This window comes from Mycobacterium sp. AZCC_0083 (assembly GCF_014202335.1).
Taxonomy (GTDB): domain Bacteria; phylum Actinomycetota; class Actinomycetes; order Mycobacteriales; family Mycobacteriaceae; genus Mycobacterium.
Genome location: NZ_JACHGP010000015.1, coordinates 46,719 through 65,300, shown reverse-complemented (window position 1 = coordinate 65,300; position 18,582 = coordinate 46,719). Strand labels below are relative to the sequence as shown.

General features: G+C 65.2%; 19 protein-coding genes. 12 read left to right on the top strand and 7 right to left on the bottom strand.

Going from position 1 to position 18,582, the window contains the following annotated elements; all coding sequences use genetic code 11:
- Positions 1 to 2: 2 nt before the first annotated feature.
- Entirely contained in the window at positions 3 to 503 is a 501-nt protein-coding gene (locus HNP02_RS31125; protein ID WP_184444505.1) for an ester cyclase, read from the bottom strand.
- A 104-nt stretch (positions 504 to 607) separates the two neighbouring features.
- Entirely contained in the window at positions 608 to 1,273 is a 666-nt protein-coding gene (locus HNP02_RS31120) for a TetR/AcrR family transcriptional regulator (protein WP_184444503.1), read from the bottom strand.
- A 482-nt stretch (positions 1,274 to 1,755) separates the two neighbouring features.
- Here HNP02_RS31120 and HNP02_RS31115 point away from each other — a divergent pair, with 482 nt between their 5' ends.
- From HNP02_RS31115 to HNP02_RS31075, 9 genes are read left to right on the top strand one after another with little or no spacing between them, the layout of a single operon-like run.
- Positions 1,756 to 2,466 carry an ABC transporter permease gene (locus HNP02_RS31115; protein ID WP_184444656.1) on the top strand — a complete coding sequence of 237 codons (711 nt, stop codon included), beginning with the start codon at positions 1,756 to 1,758 and terminating at the stop codon, positions 2,464 to 2,466.
- A 35-nt stretch (positions 2,467 to 2,501) separates the two neighbouring features.
- The gene (locus HNP02_RS31110; protein WP_309241763.1) at positions 2,502 to 3,320 is read left to right on the top strand and encodes an ABC transporter permease; all 819 of its coding nucleotides are present in this window, start codon (positions 2,502 to 2,504) and stop codon (positions 3,318 to 3,320) included.
- A gap of 4 nt (positions 3,321 to 3,324) precedes the next feature.
- On the top strand, positions 3,325 to 4,785 hold the full coding sequence (locus HNP02_RS31105) for an MCE family protein (RefSeq protein ID WP_184444500.1): 1,461 nt from the start codon (positions 3,325 to 3,327) through the stop codon (positions 4,783 to 4,785).
- Between the two features lie 40 nt (positions 4,786 to 4,825).
- Positions 4,826 to 5,854, top strand: coding sequence for an MCE family protein (locus HNP02_RS31100; protein WP_184444498.1), 1,029 nt, complete (start codon positions 4,826 to 4,828; stop codon positions 5,852 to 5,854).
- Positions 5,851 to 7,194 (top strand): virulence factor Mce family protein, encoded by a 1,344-nt coding sequence (locus HNP02_RS31095; protein ID WP_184444497.1) that lies wholly within the window; start codon positions 5,851 to 5,853, stop codon positions 7,192 to 7,194. The genes HNP02_RS31100 and HNP02_RS31095 overlap by 4 nt, the downstream gene beginning before the upstream one ends.
- The gene (locus tag HNP02_RS31090) at positions 7,191 to 8,501 is read left to right on the top strand and encodes an MCE family protein (protein WP_184444496.1); all 1,311 of its coding nucleotides are present in this window, start codon (positions 7,191 to 7,193) and stop codon (positions 8,499 to 8,501) included. The genes HNP02_RS31095 and HNP02_RS31090 overlap by 4 nt, the downstream gene beginning before the upstream one ends.
- Positions 8,498 to 9,631, top strand: coding sequence for an MCE family protein (locus HNP02_RS31085; protein ID WP_184444494.1), 1,134 nt, complete (start codon positions 8,498 to 8,500; stop codon positions 9,629 to 9,631). Before HNP02_RS31090 ends, HNP02_RS31085 begins: the two co-directional genes overlap by 4 nt.
- Position 9,632: 1 nt before the next feature.
- Positions 9,633 to 11,081 (top strand): MCE family protein, encoded by a 1,449-nt coding sequence (locus tag HNP02_RS31080; protein ID WP_184444493.1) that lies wholly within the window; start codon positions 9,633 to 9,635, stop codon positions 11,079 to 11,081.
- A gap of 5 nt (positions 11,082 to 11,086) precedes the next feature.
- Positions 11,087 to 11,788 (top strand): hypothetical protein, encoded by a 702-nt coding sequence (locus tag HNP02_RS31075; protein ID WP_184444491.1) that lies wholly within the window; start codon positions 11,087 to 11,089, stop codon positions 11,786 to 11,788.
- A 90-nt stretch (positions 11,789 to 11,878) separates the two neighbouring features.
- On the opposite strand, the gene HNP02_RS31070 is transcribed toward HNP02_RS31075, so the two are convergent.
- Entirely contained in the window at positions 11,879 to 12,256 is a 378-nt protein-coding gene (locus HNP02_RS31070; protein ID WP_184444489.1) for a hypothetical protein, read from the bottom strand.
- 343 nt (positions 12,257 to 12,599) lie between these two features.
- On the opposite strand from HNP02_RS31070, the gene HNP02_RS31065 reads away from it, so the two are divergent.
- The gene (locus tag HNP02_RS31065; RefSeq protein ID WP_309241753.1) at positions 12,600 to 13,289 is read left to right on the top strand and encodes a TetR/AcrR family transcriptional regulator; all 690 of its coding nucleotides are present in this window, start codon (positions 12,600 to 12,602) and stop codon (positions 13,287 to 13,289) included.
- 23 nt (positions 13,290 to 13,312) lie between these two features.
- On the opposite strand, the gene HNP02_RS31060 is transcribed toward HNP02_RS31065, so the two are convergent.
- Genes HNP02_RS31060 through HNP02_RS31045 form a run of 4 tightly spaced genes read right to left on the bottom strand, consistent with a single transcriptional unit; the run spans position 13,313 to position 17,833 of the window.
- Positions 13,313 to 14,581, bottom strand: coding sequence for an amidohydrolase family protein (locus HNP02_RS31060; protein ID WP_184444486.1), 1,269 nt, complete (start codon positions 14,579 to 14,581; stop codon positions 13,313 to 13,315).
- 33 nt (positions 14,582 to 14,614) lie between these two features.
- Entirely contained in the window at positions 14,615 to 15,388 is a 774-nt protein-coding gene (locus HNP02_RS31055) for a class II aldolase/adducin family protein (RefSeq protein WP_184444485.1), read from the bottom strand.
- Positions 15,385 to 16,995, bottom strand: a complete 1,611-nt coding sequence (locus HNP02_RS31050; protein WP_184444484.1) for a class I adenylate-forming enzyme family protein — start codon at positions 16,993 to 16,995, stop codon at positions 15,385 to 15,387. The genes HNP02_RS31055 and HNP02_RS31050 overlap by 4 nt, the downstream gene beginning before the upstream one ends.
- 55 nt (positions 16,996 to 17,050) lie before the next feature.
- Positions 17,051 to 17,833, bottom strand: a complete 783-nt coding sequence (locus HNP02_RS31045) for a FadR/GntR family transcriptional regulator (protein ID WP_184444482.1) — start codon at positions 17,831 to 17,833, stop codon at positions 17,051 to 17,053.
- A gap of 104 nt (positions 17,834 to 17,937) precedes the next feature.
- On the opposite strand from HNP02_RS31045, the gene HNP02_RS43075 reads away from it, so the two are divergent.
- Positions 17,938 to 18,087 (top strand): hypothetical protein, encoded by a 150-nt coding sequence (locus HNP02_RS43075; RefSeq protein ID WP_255507152.1) that lies wholly within the window; start codon positions 17,938 to 17,940, stop codon positions 18,085 to 18,087.
- Positions 18,071 to 18,574, top strand: a complete 504-nt coding sequence (locus HNP02_RS44150; protein WP_375373727.1) for a patatin-like phospholipase family protein — start codon at positions 18,071 to 18,073, stop codon at positions 18,572 to 18,574. The genes HNP02_RS43075 and HNP02_RS44150 overlap by 17 nt, the downstream gene beginning before the upstream one ends.
- Positions 18,575 to 18,582: the final 8 nt, after the last annotated feature.

Below are 18,582 nucleotides of genomic sequence, written 5' to 3'. Positions count from 1 at the left end.
TGCTATTCGGCGGACCTTGCTGCTTTGTGGACACCCGTTTGCTTGTTCAAGGTCGCGAGATCGTAGACGGCGTTGAGCCGGCAGGCCATAGCCCCGCGGAAGGAGAAGATCTCGAGTCCTTCGAAGCTAAATGCGTTACCAGTCCCGATGAGTCCAGGCGGCTGGAGGACCCCGGAGAAGTGGCCGGAGCCCCGCCAACTGAACGCGACCTGGCGCACATCCAACCGGAACATCGGCGGTGCGATCATCTCCCACGTCAAATCCGGGTAGGCGCCGACGACGAAGCGCATGTAGTCGCTGGCGCCTTGACGCCCACGGGCCTGCGCGTGTGTGAGACGGGTCGTCGGCGTCTCCAGTACGAAGTCGTCGGTCACCAACTCCTTGAGCCGATCGGGGTCGTGACTGTTCCAGGCGTCGAGCCACCGCTGGTACCACGTCAGCGCGAACTCCAAGTCAGGGACGCCCGGCTCGGCTTGAGGCAGGGTCTGAGTTTGAACGCTCATGTTGTCACTCCAGATCATCGATTCCGGATCACGTTTTCTAATTCATACTAAAAAAATTGGCAAGTTTCGGCAAGTGGCACTACGGGGGAGGGCGACCTCTTGGGCTACTTGCGCCGAGTGGGTCGGACTTCAGTGAGCCCGTGGCGCACCAAGGTCTGCGCATTCGCCACCACGGCGTCGACCGATCCGCGTCGGGAATCCCACCACTCGACAGTCCAATTCAACGCGCCGAGGACCAGCATCTGCGCGATGTGGAGGTCGAGTTCGGCACGCAGGTCGCCCGAACGCGCCAGCCCATTGATCAGCTTCCGCCAGACCTCGCCGTAGCGCTCCTCTTCGAGGATCTGGCGTTGTCGTATCGCTTGGGGTACCTGGCCCGCATTGCGGATCGCAGCCGTTGTGTAGTCGGAGGTCTCCAGTGCATGGCGGAGGTGAGCCTCGACGGCCGCGAGAAGCCGATCCAGCGCCGGTGCCTTCGCCGGCAATGCATCCAGGACGCTGGCGACATGCACGTTCATCTCGGCGATTCCGGCCCACATCACTTCTTCGATGAGATCGTCGCGCGACGGGAAGTAGTAGTAGATGGCGGGAGCTTGAAGGTCGGCTTCGGCGGCCACGTCTGTCAGTCGCAAACCGCCGTAGCCCTTCACGCTGAGCACGTGTGCTGCGGCGTCGAGGATGCGGCGCCGGGTCAACGCCGACTTCGAGTCGACCTCGACCTCGCCGATGGGCGAGACGGGAAGTGCGGAGATGTCTCGGGCCCGTGCCATGGACAGATGGTACCGAGCGGCGCGTGGAAGGCCGTCAAGCGCGCTACCTGCGAGGTCACTTGCCGCGGCCGACGAGTTGCAGCGGCTGCGGTCCGATTGGCTGCGCGCTGCGGTGCGTTCGGATACTGTCGGCGGCGTCGCAAGGTGCTGGACATGAAAAAAATTTAACGCTGCCGAAGATCTCATAGTGGTGTTGAACTGGCTACTTGCTCTCAATAATTTTTTAGTTTAATTTCAATTCTGGCATGTGGGCCAGGTCACGCCGGCGCCATACGCAGGCAAAGCTCACACCGACGGGAAGGACAGTCAGCTGTGAGATTCGCATCGTTCGTGGGCGAGGCGCAGTGACCACCAACACCCACGCGTCTGTCCTGCTGCCCCCGCAGCGGTTTCGAACCGCCACGTCGACGCGGAGGGCCCGGTAAGTGGTATCGACCGGTCTCGTCATCAAGCCACTCCGGGGACTGGGTGGCTTCTTTGCGATGGCACTGGACACGTTCGTGTGCATGTTCCGGCGGCCGTTCGCCTGGCGTGAGTATCTGCTGCAGACGTGGTTCGTGGCACGGGTGTCGTTGGTGCCGACACTGTTCTTGTCGATCCCGTTCACCGTGCTGACGGTGTTCACGTTCAACGTCCTGCTTGTCGAGTTCGGCGCGGCGGATTTCTCAGGGACAGGGGCGTCGCTGGGAACGGTCAACCAGACCGGTCCGATCGTGACGGTGTTGGTGGTCGCCGGCGCTGGGGCGACCGCGATGTGCGCCGATCTGGGGGCGCGGACGATCCGCGATGAACTCGATGCGTTGCGGGTGATGGGGATCAACCCGATTCAGTCGCTGGTCGTGCCGCGAGTCTTGGCGGCGACGACCGTGGCCTTGTTGTTGTCCTCCTTGGTGATTCTGGTCGGACTGGCAGGTGGGTTCGTCTTTTCGGTGTACTTCCAGCACGTCACTCCTGGTGCGTTTGTCGCGGGGATGACGCTGATCACCGGTTTGAGCGATGTGGTGACTGCTCTGATCAAGGCCACCCTGTTCGGGCTGACCGCCGGGTTGATCGCCTGCTACATGGGAACCTCGGTGGGAGGTGGTCCTGCCGGCGTCGGCAACGCCGTCAACGAGACGGTGGTCTTCTCGTTCATTGCGTTGTTCGTGATCAACGTGATCGTGACCGCTGTGGGCTTCCAGGTGCATCCGTGAGCGTCGGCGCCGCTGCCGCGCAGCGGTTTCCGCGCGTGACCAAACGGTTGCAGGTGGTGCTCGACGGCTGGTACCGGCTGGGTGGGCAGGCCGAGTTCTACGGCAAGACCCTGGTGGCAGTTGGCGACGCGGTGACGCGCTACAAGGCCGAGTTGATCCGGCTGATCGCCGCGATGAGTCTGGGTACCGGCGCGTTGGTCATGATCGGCGGCACTACCGCAATCGTCGCGTTCTTGACCCTGTCCACCGGCGCTCTGGTCGCAGTGCAGGGGTACAACCAATTCTCCGACGTGGGCGTGGAAGCTTTGATCGGTTTCGCGTCGGCGTACTTCAACGTGCGACTGATCGCACCGCTGACTGCGGGGGTGGCGATGGCCGCGACAATCGGCGCCGGAGCGACCGCGCAGATCGGCGCGATGCGGATCAGCGAGGAGATCGACGCGCTCGAGGTGATGGGCATCCGCTCAGTGGCCTATCTGGCGTCGACCCGGGTGGCCGCCGGTGTCGTAGTCGTCGTTCCGGTCTACTGCGTGGCGGTGATGGCATCGTTCTTCGCCGCGCGCTTCGGCACCACCTTCTTCTATCGGCAGTCCACCGGCGTTTACGACCACTACTTCTACACGTTCCTGTCCACGACGGACCTGCTGTGGTCGTTCGCACTGGCGCTGGTGATGGCGGTCGTGATCATGCTGGTGCACACCTTCTACGGCTACACCGCAACGGGCGGGCCTGCAGGCGTTGGCGAGGCCGTCGGCCGGGCTGTGCGGACGTCCCTGATCGCGGCGTCGGTGGTGGTTCTGTTCGTTTCGCTGGCCATCTACGGTCAGACCGGCCACTTCAACTTGGCGGGTTAGCGCTATGGCCGAACGAGGGCGCGGGAGCCGCGAGCGCCGGGGATGGTGGGCGCTGGCGTTGGTGCTGGTGGTCGTCGTGTTCGTCTACGTCACCATGGGCGCGTTCAACAAGACGTTCACCCGATACACCCCCGTGACGCTCACCTCCGACCGGGCCGGGCTGGTGATGGAGGTAGGCGCCAAGGTCAAGCTGCGGGGAGTGCAGGTCGGCGAAGTCGGCACCGTCACCGGTGGCAAGGGCCCGGTTACCCTGAAGCTGAACATCTTTCGCGATCAGACCGAGTACATCCCTGCCAATGTGGGAGCCCGCATCGAGGCCACCACGATCTTCGGCGCCAAGTACGTGGAGCTGGTTTTTCCCAGCGACCCCAGCCCGCAGCGGCTGCAGGCCGGTGCGGTGCTGAGGTCGGACAACGTCAGCACCGAAGTCAACACGGTCTTCGAGAACCTGGTGGATCTTCTCAACCAGGTCGATCCAGCCAAGCTGAACGCGATCCTGTCCGCGCTGGCCGAGGGCGTCCGTGGTCAGGGCGAGCGGATGGGTGAGGCCACCACCGGGCTGAATCAGGTGCTGCTGCAGCTGAACGCGCGTTCGGAGACCATCCGCGCCGACTGGCGCTCGCTGAAGGGGTTCGCCGACACCTATAGCGCGGCGGCGCAGAACATTCTGGCGACCCTGGACGCGGCCAGCACCACCAGCGCCACCATCACCAGGCAGTCGAAGCAACTGGACTCATTGCTACTCAACGTGATCGGATTCTCCAACAGTGGAGTGAACCTGCTGGCGCCCAACCGGGACAACTTCGTCACGGCGATCAACGACCTCGCGCCGACGACGGCGCTGTTGGCGAAGTACAACCCGGAATACACCTGCCTGCTGTTGGGCGCGAAGACGCTGCTCGACACCGGATACCCCGAGATCACCGGCGGCGGCAACGGCAAGTCTCTGATCGTCGATGCCGCGCTGCTGTTCGGCAAGGATCAGTACCGCTACCCGGACAACCTGCCGATCATCGCGGCGAAGGGTGGTCCCGGCGGCAAGCCGAGTTGCGGGTCGCTGCCCGACGTGGCGACGAACTTCCCGGTCCGCGCGCTGGTCACCGACACCGGGTGGGGCACCGGGATCGACTGGCGGCCCAACCCGGGGATCGGGCGTCCGTTCTACACCGACCTGTTCCCCGTCACCCGGGGGATACCACAACCTCCGACCCTGCGGGGGCAGGACAGGGGCGCCGCTCCCGGCCCGATTCCGTACCCGGGTGCACCGCCCTACGGAGCGCCGATGTACGCCCCCGACGGCACCCCGCTCTACCCGGGCGAACCGCCTGCGCCAGCCCCGATGTCACCACGTGAACCCGGCCCGCCGCCATTGGGTTCGGAACCCTTCGTGGTGCCCAATCCGGCAGAGATGCAACCCAATCCGCCGGCCACGCCGGTGCCGGTGCCTGCGGCGCCGTCGCCGTGACCGCACCGCAGTTCACCACCCCACGACAGGAGAGGACACCGTGAGAGACAACTTGTCGGGTGCCGTCGCGCGGCTCGTCGTCTTCGTGGTGGTGTGCCTGCTGGGGATGTTCGCGCTGCTGGCGATCTACGCGCAGTTCCGCTTCGACAAGGGCACGACCTATACGGCCATCTTCAGCAACGTGAGCGGACTGGAGAACGGCAACTTCGTGCGGGTCGCCGGTGTCGAAGTCGGCAAGGTCACCAACATCTCCGTCAACGCCGACGACACCGCGTCGGTCGAGTTCAGCGCCAATGACGCGGTGGTACTGACCGACGGCAGCAAGGCCGCCATCCGCTACGACAACCTGATCGGCGGACGGTATCTGGAACTGCTCGAAGGCGCGGGCGGGACCAGGCGGCTCAACGCGGGCGGCACCATCGGGCTGGACCGGACCGCCCCTGCATTGGATCTCGATGCGCTCATCGGCGGCTTCCGGCCGCTGTTTCACGCCTTGGACCCCAATCAGGTCAATGCGCTCTCAGGCGAGTTGATCTCGGCGTTCCAGGGCCAGGGCGACACCATCGGATCGTTCTTGACCCAGACTGCGGCATTGACCAGCACGCTGGCCGACCGCGATCAGCTGATCGGGCAGGTCGTGGTCAACCTGAACACGGTCCTCGGCTCCCTGGCCGGCCAAGGTGACCAGTTCGGCAAGGCCGTCGACTCGCTGTCCTCACTGATAGCAGGACTGGAGAGCCGCAAGAAGGACATCAGCACCGGGCTGGCCTACGCCAATACCGCCGCGGCGTCGATCAGCGACCTGCTCGTCGCGGCCCGCCCGCCGCTGAAAGACACCGTGGCACAAACCGATCGGGTGGCCTCCACCGTGTTGGCCGACCACGAGTACTTCGACAACTTCCTCAACACCCTGCCGGATGCGTACCGCGTGCTCGGACGTCAGGCGTTGACCGGGGACTACTTCAGCTTCTACATCTGCGACCTGGTGCTCAAGCTCAACGGAAAGGGCGGTCAGCCGGTGTACGTGAAGCTCGCCGGTCAGGACTCGGGGAGGTGCACGCCCAGATGAAGTCGTTCTCCGAACGAAACCCGATCGTCCTCGGCCTGATCGGCGCCGTCGTCCTGTTCGCCCTCGTCGTGGGAGCGCTGCAGTTCAAGAGCCTGCCGTTCTTCTCTCGGGGAACGACGTACTCGGCGTACTTCGCCGACGCGGGTGGCCTGAAAACCGGTGCGGCCGTGCAGGTTGCGGGCTTCAAGGTCGGTGAGGTCAGCAGCATCAAGCTGCAGGATTCGCATGCCCTAGTGACATTCGACGTCGCCGATGACATCCGCGTCGGAGACCGCTCCGAGGCCGCGATCAAGACCAAGGCGCTACTCGGATCCAAGGTCCTGGAGGTGACCCCGCGCGGCGACGGTCAGGAGGACGGCATCATCCCGCTGGAGCGGACTACCTCGCCCTATCAGCTGCCCGACGCCCTCGGCGATCTGTCGGCGACCATCAGCGGGCTCAACACCGACCAGCTGTCCAGTTCGCTGACGGTCCTTGCCCAAACCTTCGCCGACACCCCGCCGCAGCTGCAGGCTGCCGTTGCGGGCGTGGCGCGGTTCTCCCAGACCCTCAACGAACGCGACTCCGATCTGCGGTCGCTGTTGAGCAACGCCAACAAGGCGACCGGCATCCTTGCGCAACGCAGCGACGAGGTCGTCGGACTGGTCGCCAACACCAACGCACTGTTGATCCAGCTGGAAAGCCAAAGCAGCGCACTTGACCAACTCTCCGGCAACTTCTCGGCATTGGCGCAGCAGCTGAGGGGGCTGATCGCCGACAACCGCACGACGCTGAAACCCGCGCTGGACAGGTTGAACGGCGTGCTGGCGATCGTCGACAACCGCAAGGCCAAGATCCAGGAGGCGCTCAAGGGGTTGCGGGACTACGCCACGTCACTGGGGGAGTCCGTCGGCTCGGGCCCCTTCTTCAAGGCCTACCTGGCCAACTTGCTGCCCGGCCAATTCGTGCAGCCGTTCGTCGACGCGGCGTTCTCCGACCTCGGGCTGGACCCCAACACGTTGCTGCCCTCGCAGCGCGTCGATCCGCAGATCGGCCAGCCGGGCACATCCGCACTACCCGTGCCCTACCCCCGCACCGGCCAGGGCGGCGAGCCGAACCTCACACTGCCCGACGCGATTACCGGCAACCCGGGCGACCAGGGTTGCGGACCGCCCGGATTGCCGTTGCCCGGTCCCACCGGCTGCTACCCATACCGCGAGCCCCTCCCGGCCCCGCCGCCCGGTGGCCCGCCGCCAGGTCCACCGGCGATCGTCCCGCCCGCTCCGACGCCCAGCCCGGTCTTCGAACCGGCGCCAGGTGAAGTATCGCCAGGACCGGCACCCACGGAGGCAGGCCAGTGAGAACACGCAACGGACGGATCGCCATTGCCGCCACCCTGGTGTTGACGTTGATCGCCGGAATCGTGGTGGTTGCCTGGGGTGGCGGAGTGGTCGGTCGCACCCACCTGGTCGCCTACTTCGACAACAGCAACGGGATCTTCGTTGGCGACGAGGTGCGGATCGTCGGCGTGCCGGTCGGGGAGATCGACGAGATCGTGCCCGAGCCGCAACGGGTCAAGATCGGCTTCTGGCTCGACGACCAGTACAAGGTGCCCGCCGACGCAAAGGCAGTGATCCTGTCGCCCACCCTGGTGACTTCGCGGGCGATCCAGCTGACGCCTGCCTACACCAGTGGACCGGTGATGGCCGACAACGCCGTCATCGGCCAGGACCGCACCGCCGTTCCCGTGGAGTTCGACGACTTCCGCAACCAGCTCCAGAAACTCAACGACGCACTGCAACCGACCCAGCCCGGTGGCGTGAGCCCGCTCGGCGCGTTGGTCAACACCACCGCCGACAACCTGCGTGGTCAGGGCGCGACGATTCGCGACACCATCATCAAACTCTCCCAGGCGATTTCGGCACTCGGCGACCACAGCCACGATCTGTTCTCCACGCTGAAGAACCTGTCGATCCTGGTGTCGGCGTTGCAGGGTTCGTCGGACCTGCTCGCCCAGCTCAACCAGAACCTGGCGAAGGTCACGCATCTGGTCGCCAACGATCCCAACGAGGTCGCAAACGCCGTGCGCGACCTCGGCGACCTCGCAGGTGAACTGAGCAGCTTCGTCAACGAGAATCGGGAATCGTTGGGTACCACGTCGGACAAGCTCGCGTCGGTATCGGCGGCGCTCAAGGACAGCATCCCCGACATCAAGGAAGTCCTGCACGTCGCCCCGAGCACGCTGCAGAACTTCCTCAACATCTACCAGCCCGCCCAGGGCACGTTGACCGGGGCATTGTCAGTCAACAACTTTCAGAATCCGATCACGTTCCTGTGCGGCGCGATCCAGGCAGCGTCACGGCTGGGCGCTGAGCAATCGGCGAAGCTGTGCGTGCAGTATCTGGCGCCGATCATGAAGAACCGCCAGTTCAACTTCCCGCCGTTGGGACTCAATCCGCTCGCCGGGACCACCGCTCGGCCCAACGAGCTCACCTTCAGCGAGGACTGGATGCGCCCGGATTACATTCCGCCGCAACCGCCTCCGGCCGCCGATCCACCTCCGGCGCCACTGGCCAGCGAGGCGCCCTTGCCGGCGGAGCAGGCCACTGAGACCAATCCGGCCGACGGTCTGCCCGGATTGATGGTTCCGTCAGGAGGTGGCGGATGACGATCCGAGGACTACGAGTTGCCGTCGCACTCACACTGGTGGTAGCCGCGCTGTCCGGATGCGGCGGCTGGCACGGCCTGAACACCCTGCCACTACCCGGCACCGCCGGCGGCGGTCCTGGCGCCTTCACGATTCAGGCCCAGTTACCCAATGTCACGAACCTGCAACCCAATTCACGTGTCCGGGTGAACGACGTGACGGTCGGCAACGTCACCAAGGTCGAGATGCAGGGCTGGCATGCACTGCTGACCATGACGCTCGACCGCGACGTCGACCTGCCTGCCAACGCGACGGTGAAGCTGGGCCAGACGAGCCTGTTCGGCTCGCTGCACGTCGAGCTGGCTTCGCCGACCGACGCTCCGCCGCAAGGCAAATTGCACGACGGATCGCTGATCCCGCTGGCGGCCGCCAGCACCTACCCGAGCACCGAGCAGACCTTGGCGGCGATCTCGCTGGTCCTCAACGGCGGCGGGGTTGGCCAAGTGCAGGACATCACCGAAGCGCTCAGCACGGCGTTCGCCGGCCGCGCCGGCGACCTGCGCAGCCTGATCGTGCAGCTCGACAAGTACGTCGGTTACCTCAACGATCAAAAAGACGACATCATCGCCGCGGCAGACAGTCTCAACAACCTCGTCGGTCAGATCGCCGCGCAGAAGCCGGTCGTCGACAAGGCACTCAAGACGATTCCGGATGCGTTGGCCGTACTCAGCGACCAGCGCAAGACCATCTCCGACGCCATCACGCAGCTGGGCAACTTCTCCGCGCTGACCGCCGACACCGTCAACCAGACCAAGGGCGCGTTGGTGCGGGAGCTCACCGACGTCGGTTCTGTGCTGAAATCGTTGGCCGACGCCGGGCCGGCACTGACCAGGGCGCTGGGTGTGCTGCCGACGTATCCGTTCCCGAAGGACACGCTCACCAAGTGGAATCGCGGCGACTACGCCAACCTCACCGCGGTCATCGACCTCACGTTGAGCCGGCTCGACTCGTCGTTCTTCACGGGAACCAGATGGGAGGGCGACCTCACCGAGCTCGAACTGCAGTGGGGACGGACCATCGGGCAACTCCCCAGTCCCTACACCGCAGTGAACCCGCTGGTCGTGCCCTACAACTTCGACCAGGGGTCCTAGCATGTATCTGCCAAGACGCGTCGTCTCGCAGATGGCGATCTTCACGGTCGGCACGCTGATTGCGGTGTCGGTCATGGCGTTTCACTACATGCAGCTGCCGAACTACCTGTTTGGTGTTGGGCATTACCGCGTTACCTTGAAGCTGCCGACCGCGGCCGGTCTGTATTCCTCCGGCAACGTCACCTACCGTGGCACCGAAGTCGGTCGCGTCGAGAGTGTCGCGCTCACCGACACCGGCGTCGACGCGGTGCTGTCACTGAACTCGGATGTGGCCATCCCCGCCGACCTGGATGCCGAAGTGCACAGCCAAACCGCGGTCGGCGAACAGTTCGTGGCACTGCGCCCCCGCAGCGGCAACGGTCCGGTGCTGAAGAACGACGACGTCATCCCCCTCGACAGGGCATCGGTTCCCCCCGACATCAACTCGCTACTGGCCGCCACGAACCGGGGCATTCAGGCGATCCCGCACGACAATCTCAAGACCGTCATCGACGAGGGTTACACGGCCGTCGGCGGCCTTGGTCCCGAGCTGTCCCGGTTGGTGAAGGGGACGACGTCGCTGGCGATCGATGCGCGCGAGAACCTCGACGCGTTGATCACCTTGACCGACCAGTCCCAGCCGGTGCTGGATTCTCAGACCGACACCTCGGCCTCCATACAGGCCTGGGCGGCGAACATCGCGACGGTTACCGGAGGACTCAAGACGCAGGACTCCGCCGTGTCACGGCTGTTGGACATTGGCCCTGCGGCGGCCGACGAGACACGGGCGCTACTGGATCGGCTACAGCCGTCCCTGCCGATCCTGATGGCCAATCTGGCCAGCCTCGACCAAGTTGGCATCACCTACCAAAACGATCTCGAACAACTCCTCGTCCTTCTGCCGCCGGGCATCGCTATCCTCCAAGGTGCCGGTCTGGCCAACCGAAACACCAGGCAGGCTTACAAGGGTGGATATCTGAGCTTCAACCTGAACCTGAATCTGCCGCCTGCCTGCACCACCGGATTCCTGCCGCCCCAGCAGCAGCGGGTGCCGACCGACGTCGACTACCCGCCGCGCCCGCCGGGCAACGTGTACTGCCGAGTGCCCCAGGATGCGCCATTCAACGTCCGTGGCGCCCGCAACATCCCGTGCGAGACGAAGCCAGGCAAGCGCGGCCCGACTGCCGCGATGTGCGAAAGCGACGAGAATTACGTCCCGCTCAACGACGGCTACAATTGGAAGGGCGACCCGAACGCGACCATGTCCGGTCAAGCGATCCCGCAATTGCCGCCGGGCACACCAGATTCCGCCGCCTTACCGCCTGCGCCGCTCGCGGTGGCCGAATATGACCCGGCCACCGGTACCTACGTCGGGCCCGACGGCAAGACCTACACCCAAAGCGATCTGGCGCGCGGTGCGGACCAACACCGAACGTGGCAGGACATGCTGCTGCCGCCGAAGGGACAGTGATCGCGATGTCGTCGACGGTTGACATCGAAGCCGAGTTCGACCGATTCGCGGCTGCGATGACTTCGCTGGCCACGCGGCAAGCGGATGGGCGTGGTTGTGGCGCACCCGGCGACGGAAGGCGACGCGGTCCCCAACCGTCGATCTCCGCGGAGACCATTTACGCGCACACGCTCGTCCTCCTCGATGCGGAGGGTGCAGGGGCGGTGACCGTGCGACGTCTCGCCGCGGACCTCAAGATCTCGACACGGACTCTCTACAAGCGGATCGGCAGCCGCGACAACCTGATCCGAAACGTCGTCGAACTCCACCTTGCGAAACTCAGTCTGAACTTCAGTGAATGCGGGTCATGGGAGTCGACCGCATCGAACTGGTGTCTTGGACTGCATGGCACGTTGTGTGCTCATCCGCACCTCACCGATCTGATGACCGACGACGACGTGCTGATCCTTGGCGATTACGTCAACGCTCTCGCCAAAGCCACGGTTCAAGAAGGTATTTCACGAGATACCGCGGCTGAGTGCTGTCTGGCATTGGCCAACGTCACCGTCAGCGATGCCATCAGGGAGGTCCGCGGTACGCGCCGCTCCAATGGTGCCCCGCAGGCGGACCGCAAGGCGCTGGGGCCGTCGCGGAGTTTCCGTGAGTCTGTCAGGTTGATCCTCGCCGGCGTCCGCGCAGAAGCATCGGATCGCCGTCGGGTGGAGTGAGCAGAATTCATCCGCGGTGACGCCGAGAGTGGGCGCGACCCCTACGGGACGCTGAGCCGACGACGGGAATGAAGGAGCGCGCCTGTGCCACTAGGGCTTTGGCAACGCGGTCGAGATGTTGGTCACGGCCAGCAGCATCGCTGCGACGAGGTCGGCGAGGTGTTCGCGGCTGATGGCGTAGTCGCCCCGGAGCCAGGCGGCGACGAGTTCCAGGGTGCCGCTGACGAGGGTGAATGCGGCAAGGTCGGTGTCCAGTGGTGTGGGTGCGGAATCGCCAAGCAACTCTCGTGTCAGCCCCGCCATGGAATTGGCGATGGCACGGGTGCTCGTCAAGCGGGCATTGTGCAGGACTTCTGTGGTGTGCGAACCCAGGAGCAGCGCGCTCCTGCGGGGGTCGGCGATCAGGAAGTCGACGGCAGCGTCGGAGGCGGCGTGCACCTGGGCGCGGATGCCGGACGGAGCAGCCAAGGTGGCGGTGGTGACCGCGTGCAGGCCTTGGCCGGTGATCTGCTGGGCGGACCCGCCGCCACGACGTCGAATTCGCCATCGCGACCGCGGGCCTCCGCATTGCCTATCGGCGGCTCCCCGCCAGGCTCACCGACACGCCGCCGGCCCGCAATCGCCGTCAGTACGAACGAATCATGAACAAGTACAAGGGAATCGGGTTGACCTCCTTCGCCCCCGACCGGCCTGGAGGTACGCGGTAACCGTGAAGACAACAGATCGACGCAGAGCGGTCACCGAGGACCGCAACGTCGATTCCACTGCGTAGATGCCCAACGCGCGATCGCGACGGCCATATAATCGAATGGTGCCTAAAAAATTGCAGGCCGCGCCCACCGCGCGCCCCGAGGTCGCCGACTCGAAGTCTGCACGCACCCGGGCCCGCATCCTCGACGCCGCGGCGCACGTCCTGAGCGTCAAGGGCTACGCAGGCACACGACTCTCCGACGTCGCCGAGTACGCCGAAATTCAAGCGCCCGCCATCTACTACTACTTCCCCTCCCGGGAGGACCTCATCGAAGAGGTGATGTTCAGCGGCATTGCCGACATGCGCAAACATCTCGTGAAGGTCCTTGCCGCGTTGCCGCCCGAGTCGTCAGCGATGGACCGGATCATGGCCGCAGTCGAGGCGCACCTGCGCCACGAACTGGAGATCTCCGACTACACGACCGCGTCGATCCGCAACTCCGGACAGCTCCCCGAGCGGCTGCGCACCAGGCAACTCAAGGAGGAAGCCGGCTACAACGCGCTCTGGAGCCGACTCTTCGACGACGCCGCCGCCGATGGTCAGCTCCGCTCCGACCTTGATCCACGGATGGCTCAAGCGTTGGTGCTGGGATCGCTGAACTGGACGGTCGAATGGTGGAATCCCCGGCGGAGCTCAATCGAGCTGATCGTCGAGAATGCGCAATCCCTGGTGCGGAACGGGCTCAGCCCCGCCGTCGAGCCGCCGCGCGCACGGCGCAGCACCACACGACGGGCCTCCGTCCGGCGCTGACGGCCCATCGCAGGGACCGTGGCTCAGTAAGCGTCCGGATTCGCTTGGACGGCCGCGGGCACGGGATGCTGATAGAGCCGCGAGGCGTTCTCCCACGTCACCTTTCGGATGATGTCGTCGGGCAGCCCGTTGATCTCCTCGTGGATCTTGCGCTGGGTGTACGGCCACGTGGAGTCGCAGTGTGGGTAGTCCGCCTCCAGCAGGATGTTGTCCTCGCCGATCCGGTCGTACTGGATGAATGACGACTGGTCCTCCACCGCGCAGAACCAGAAATTCCGCTTGAAGACCTCGGCGGGGGTGAGCGTCTCGCCGAGATTGCGCCAGGTGCCATACATCTCGTGGTAGCTGAGCATGTGGTCGAGGCGATCGAGAAGCCCAGCCACCCAACCGATCCCGCCTTCCGACATACAGATCTTCAGGTCCGGGTACCGGGTGCACACCCCGGAGTACAGCCAGTCCACTGCGGCAGAGATGGCGTAGGCGAAGAACAACACGCCCTGCACGTCCGGCGGAGCGTCGTCGGTGGTCGACGGCGACGTGCCCGACGAACCGATGTGCAGGTTCACCACCGTCCCGGTCTCGGCACAGGCCGCCAACAGCGGTTCCCAGTACCCCGAGTGGATGGTCGGTAGGCCGAGCATCGCCGGGTTCTCACTGAACGTCACGGCGTGGAATCCGCGCTCGGCGTTGTCGTGGATCATCTTCGCGCCGACCTCGGGGTCGAGCAGCCACGGCAACTGACACGGAATGATCCGGTCGGGGTAGGCGCCCGCCCATGCCTCGATGTGCCAGTCGTTCCACGCCCTGACCGAGGCCATCGCGAGATCGTGGTCGGTCGTCACCTGTTGCAGCCGCTGGCCCGCGAAGCCCGGCAGGAACGACGGGAAGTTCAGCGATGCATACACACCGTTGAGGTCCATGTCCTTGACCCGCGCGTGGATGTCCCAAGCGCCGCGCCGCATTTCGTCGAACCGGGTCGGCTCGAATCCGTACTCGGACACCGGCCTCCCGACGACCGCGTTGAAGCCCACGTTGGGCAGCGACTGCCCGTCGTAGATCCAGGTCTGCCCACCGTCGTCGGTGTCGACCACCCGTGGCACGCGGTCGGCGAACTTCTGCGGGACGCGCCCTTCGAAGGTGTCGGGTGGTTCGACGATGTGGTCGTCGACGGAGATGACGGTGTACTTGCGTTCGGCCCGTTCGGGTTCGGGTAGGAACGTGACGGTGCGGTCGGCACCGGTCTTCGCAGTGGTGAAGCTCAGGTTCGCCGACATCTCGTCGATGGAAGCCATGGGTCCAATCTCCTTCTCTCGTCGTCGATTCAGTCAGTTCAGAACGCTGTGATCGGCCTTGATGGTCATGCGTGCCGCGCCGGCCCAGTACACGTCGGCGGCGCGTTCGATCAGCGACGCCTGCATGCCCACCATGTCGCCGCGGTTCATTGGCGACGGGGTCCGACCGGTGAGCATCACGTCGTAGGCCAGCCGGCACACCCGCTCTATCGACGCCGCGCGGTAGACCGCCTCGGCAAGGTTGCGCCCGGTGATGATGGCGCCGTGATTCGCCAGGATCGCCAGGTTGGCCGAGCCGATCTGGGTGGCGAGTTCGACTGCACGCCAGGGTGCGTCGATCTCACCGTCGTACTTGTCGAGTAGGTACATGTCGTCGAGGAACAGCGAGCCGGTCTGGTGCACCAGTTCGGGCAGCATGCCGAGGGCAGCGATCAGGCTGACGTAGTACGGGTGGTTGTGGATCACCACGCGGGCGTCTGGCCGAAGCCGGTGCAGTTCGGTGTGGAGGTGAATGGCGGGTGTGACGTCCCAGCGGCCACGGACGACCCTGGCGTCCTCGTCGACGACGCAGATGTCGGATGCCGTCAGTTCCTGCCACCACAGTCCCCACGGATTCACGAACATGTCAGTTTGCCCGTCGAGCTGCCAGGTGATGTGTCCTGCCATGTTCTCGGCGATGCCGTTGTCGGCGAGGTGGCGGAACGCCACCGCCAGCTTCTGTTCGTCGGTGAGGTCGACGCCGATGGGTGGCACCTTCGACGGCGCCCAGACTTCCAGGCCGCCGCGCCGCACTTCGCTTGTACTCATGATGGCTCCAATATCAATCGGATGTCTTCGCGTAGTTGGCCCTTGGCGACCTTGCCGCCGGACGAGCGGGGAAGTTCGTCGAGCACTTCGAGTCGTTCTGGCAGCAGTTCCTTGGAGACGCCTTGCTGCAGCAGGTGCTCGACGAGCGTGTCCAAGTCGATGGTGGTGCCCTGCTTCAACTCGACGAACGCACACACCCGCTCGCCGAACAAGGGGTCGGGCATCGCAACCACCGCCGCCACCGCCACGGCGGGATGCGTCGCCACGGCCTCTTCCACGGCGACGGCACTGATGTTCTTCCCACCGCGCAGGATGAAGTCCGACGTTCGACCCGTGAGGGTCAGATAACCATCGGCGTCCAGCTCGCAGACGTCGCCCATCCGCATCCAGCCGTCCTTGGTGAACAACTTGTCGTGGTCGGTGCCGCCGAGATAGCCAAGGCTGGTCGCCGGACCACGGCAAACAGGTCGTCCACGACCGGATTCCGTGACGTCCCGGTCGCCGTCGAACAGTCGCACGGCCATCTCCGGCACGATGCGCCCCGCGGTCCGAAGCCGGCGGTGCAACGTGTCGGCGACGGTGGTCGCACTCAACATGCCGGTCTCGTTGGACCCGTAGAACTGCAGGATCTTCACCCCGGTCAACTCTTCGAACTGCGCCGCCTGCGTGTACGGCAGCGGTTCACCGCCGGTGAAGACGACGCGCAAGCTGGCGAGGTCGAACTCCCTGGATGCGGGGCTCGCCAGGATCATCGCCAACTGCGTACTGACGCAACACAATACCGTCACCCGGTGCTGCGCTATCGCAGCGCACGTCGCAACGGGATCGAAGCGTTCGGTCCTGACCGTCGTAGCACCCAGGTAGATGGGCGTGGTGTGTGAAGTCCAGATGCCGAAGCCGAAGGGTGTCGGAATGACCGGAAGGAAGACGTCGTCGGCGGTGAGTTCGCCGTTGGCGACTGCCTTCTGGTGGAAGTAGTACCAGCGATTCTGAGTGTGGACAACGCATTTGGGCATGCCGGTGGTGCCCGACGTCGAGTTGATCAGAAAGGGGTCGTCGGGCCCGACGGGGGACAGGTCTGCCGCCGCGTCCGGGCGCGGAAGGGTGTCGATGAACAGTTCGTCGGAACGGTCCCCGAGCACGACGGCGCGCAGGGGTGGGTCCGAGTCGGCGGCTGCCTGGGCTGCCTGCTGGCGTCGCGCTACGTCGCTGACCACCAACGACGGTTGCGTCGTGCGCAGGATCTGGGTCACCTCGCGCACGCCCGCGCGCGCTCCGAGCCCCACCGCGACGGCGCCGCAGCGTTCGATCGCGACCAGGAGAACGTGAATCTCCGAGCTGTCGCGGTGCCACACGGCGACACACTGGCCGGGCGTCACCCCCAACCCCTGCAGCTGCGTGGTCAGGTTGGCGGCAGCGCGGTCGAACTCGGACCAGGTCAGCATGCGATCGGGGGAGTCGATGGCGAAGTCGACGTAGGCCGGCTTGTTGGGCGATGAGGTGGCATTGCGCCGAACGCAGTCGGACAGCGTGGTGTCCGACCACCAGCCAGCGGCCCGGTATCGAGCAGCCTCGGCACTCGTGAAGGCGGCTGCATCGACGTCCATTACCAAATCATATGAAAATGACGCCGTGCGTCAATGGTCTAAGTAGAGAGCCCGGTCAGCTCGGGCTTGACGGGTCGTGTGCCCAGTTGCGCACCATCGACGGATCGACGATCCCGGAGGATCCCGGGTAGTGCTGCGCGTCGATCAGGTGTGCCGCGGCGAGATCGCGAGCGCGCCGCGCGTCGCCGTCGTCGATCGCGTCGATGACCTGACGATGGTCCTCGAGGACCGTCAGGCGCTCGGCGACGGGGACGATGCTGTGATCCCTGACCCGCGCCGACCAGGCTTGTTCGTGCGCCGACCAGAGCATTTCGAGGGCACCCGCCAGCATGATCATGGTCTGGTTGCCGCAGAGGGAGACGAGCGCCTCGTGGTAGCGCCGGCTCGCCGACGTGGCGCGCTGAAGGTCGTCGACCGAATCGACCGACTCGGCGTGCAGTTGGCGCAACTCCGGCACGACGGCACTCTTGCGGTCGGCCCGCTCGGCGCACAGCGCCGCGCACGCCGGCTCGACCTGACGCAATGCGCTGCCGACGTCGGACAGGCCGACCTCCTGCGACCCCAGCACCAGGCCGATCGTGTAGGCCACGTTCGCGGCATTCGGCCGACGCACCACCGCGCCACCGAGCTTTCCGCGACGCACGCGCAGTAGCCCCTCGGCCTCGAGGATCCGCATGGCTTCGCGCAACGATGGCTTGCTGACGGGGAACTCGAGGAGAAGCTCGTCCTCCTTTGGCAGGATGCTGCCATCGGCCAGTTCGCCGAGCAGAATGCGCCGCCGGAGTTGGTCGGCGACCTGCTCGGCGAGACGGCGGAACTGGATGGTTGGCTCTGCCACGGACCGGCTCTCTATCGCGCTTCCAAATGATTTGCATCGTAGTGGCGCGACCGGCATCACCAATACCGCCAATGGCCTGGACCCCGTGCGTGAGGCTGTACGACATGGGGAGCCCCCGCGACACGTCTGCAGAGCTGGTGCCGGTCGACGACGTCGGCGTTGTCGTCACGGAGTCGGCAGAAGACGTCAGCCTGCCCGGCTCGACGTGTTCGAGCCGGGGCCGCTGGGCCGGGCGGCGTGCGCGGTCGTGGTGACGTTTCGGTCGGTGCGGAGCTGACCGGTTTTCGGGAGCAGGTGATCGACGCGCTGCATGACGCTCTGCGCAAGGAGCAGGTTCTCGAGCGGAGACTGATCGCGGCCAAGCAGGCGCTGGTTCAGATCGCCGACCTGGTCTCCGAGCAGCGAACACGTCTGGCGGAACGGCATGCCGACGAGTTCTTACTGGCGGAATTGGACGCGGAGCTCGGCTACAAGGCGCTGGTCTGGGTGCTCGGTGGCGGCGGGGGCGCGGGCTACGTCTACATCGGCGCGATGGACGAGATGGTCGAGCACGGCGCGATCCCGTCGTACCTAATCGGATCGTCGTTCGGGGCGATCGTGGCGGCAATCATTGCGCGGACCCTCCCGATTCCGACCGAGGAGTACATCACATCGCCTGGGCGAAGACCGTCACCTACGTTGGCATCCTCGGTCGCGAAACGCTGCGCCGCAGGCATGGTCTGCCTGGCCTGTTCTCGCTGAAGTTCGGC

Excerpts from the sequence above, each read along its gene's own strand:
- HNP02_RS31125 (WP_184444505.1), bottom strand. The coding sequence starts at position 503 with ATGAGCGTTCAAACTCAGACCCTGCCTCAAGCCGAGCCGGGCGTCCCT.
- HNP02_RS31120 (WP_184444503.1), bottom strand. The coding sequence starts at position 1,273 with ATGGCACGGGCCCGAGACATCTCCGCACTTCCCGTCTCGCCCATCGGC.
- HNP02_RS31115 (WP_184444656.1), top strand. The coding sequence starts at position 1,756 with ATGGCACTGGACACGTTCGTGTGCATGTTCCGGCGGCCGTTCGCCTGG.
- HNP02_RS31105 (WP_184444500.1), top strand. The coding sequence starts at position 3,325 with ATGGCCGAACGAGGGCGCGGGAGCCGCGAGCGCCGGGGATGGTGGGCG.
- HNP02_RS31095 (WP_184444497.1), top strand. The coding sequence starts at position 5,851 with ATGAAGTCGTTCTCCGAACGAAACCCGATCGTCCTCGGCCTGATCGGC.
- HNP02_RS31085 (WP_184444494.1), top strand. The coding sequence starts at position 8,498 with ATGACGATCCGAGGACTACGAGTTGCCGTCGCACTCACACTGGTGGTA.
- HNP02_RS31080 (WP_184444493.1), top strand. The coding sequence starts at position 9,633 with ATGTATCTGCCAAGACGCGTCGTCTCGCAGATGGCGATCTTCACGGTC.
- HNP02_RS31075 (WP_184444491.1), top strand. The coding sequence starts at position 11,087 with ATGTCGTCGACGGTTGACATCGAAGCCGAGTTCGACCGATTCGCGGCT.
- HNP02_RS31060 (WP_184444486.1), bottom strand. The coding sequence starts at position 14,581 with ATGGCTTCCATCGACGAGATGTCGGCGAACCTGAGCTTCACCACTGCG.
- HNP02_RS31055 (WP_184444485.1), bottom strand. The coding sequence starts at position 15,388 with ATGAGTACAAGCGAAGTGCGGCGCGGCGGCCTGGAAGTCTGGGCGCCG.
- HNP02_RS31050 (WP_184444484.1), bottom strand. The coding sequence starts at position 16,995 with ATGGACGTCGATGCAGCCGCCTTCACGAGTGCCGAGGCTGCTCGATAC.
- HNP02_RS43075 (WP_255507152.1), top strand. The coding sequence starts at position 17,938 with ATGGGGAGCCCCCGCGACACGTCTGCAGAGCTGGTGCCGGTCGACGAC.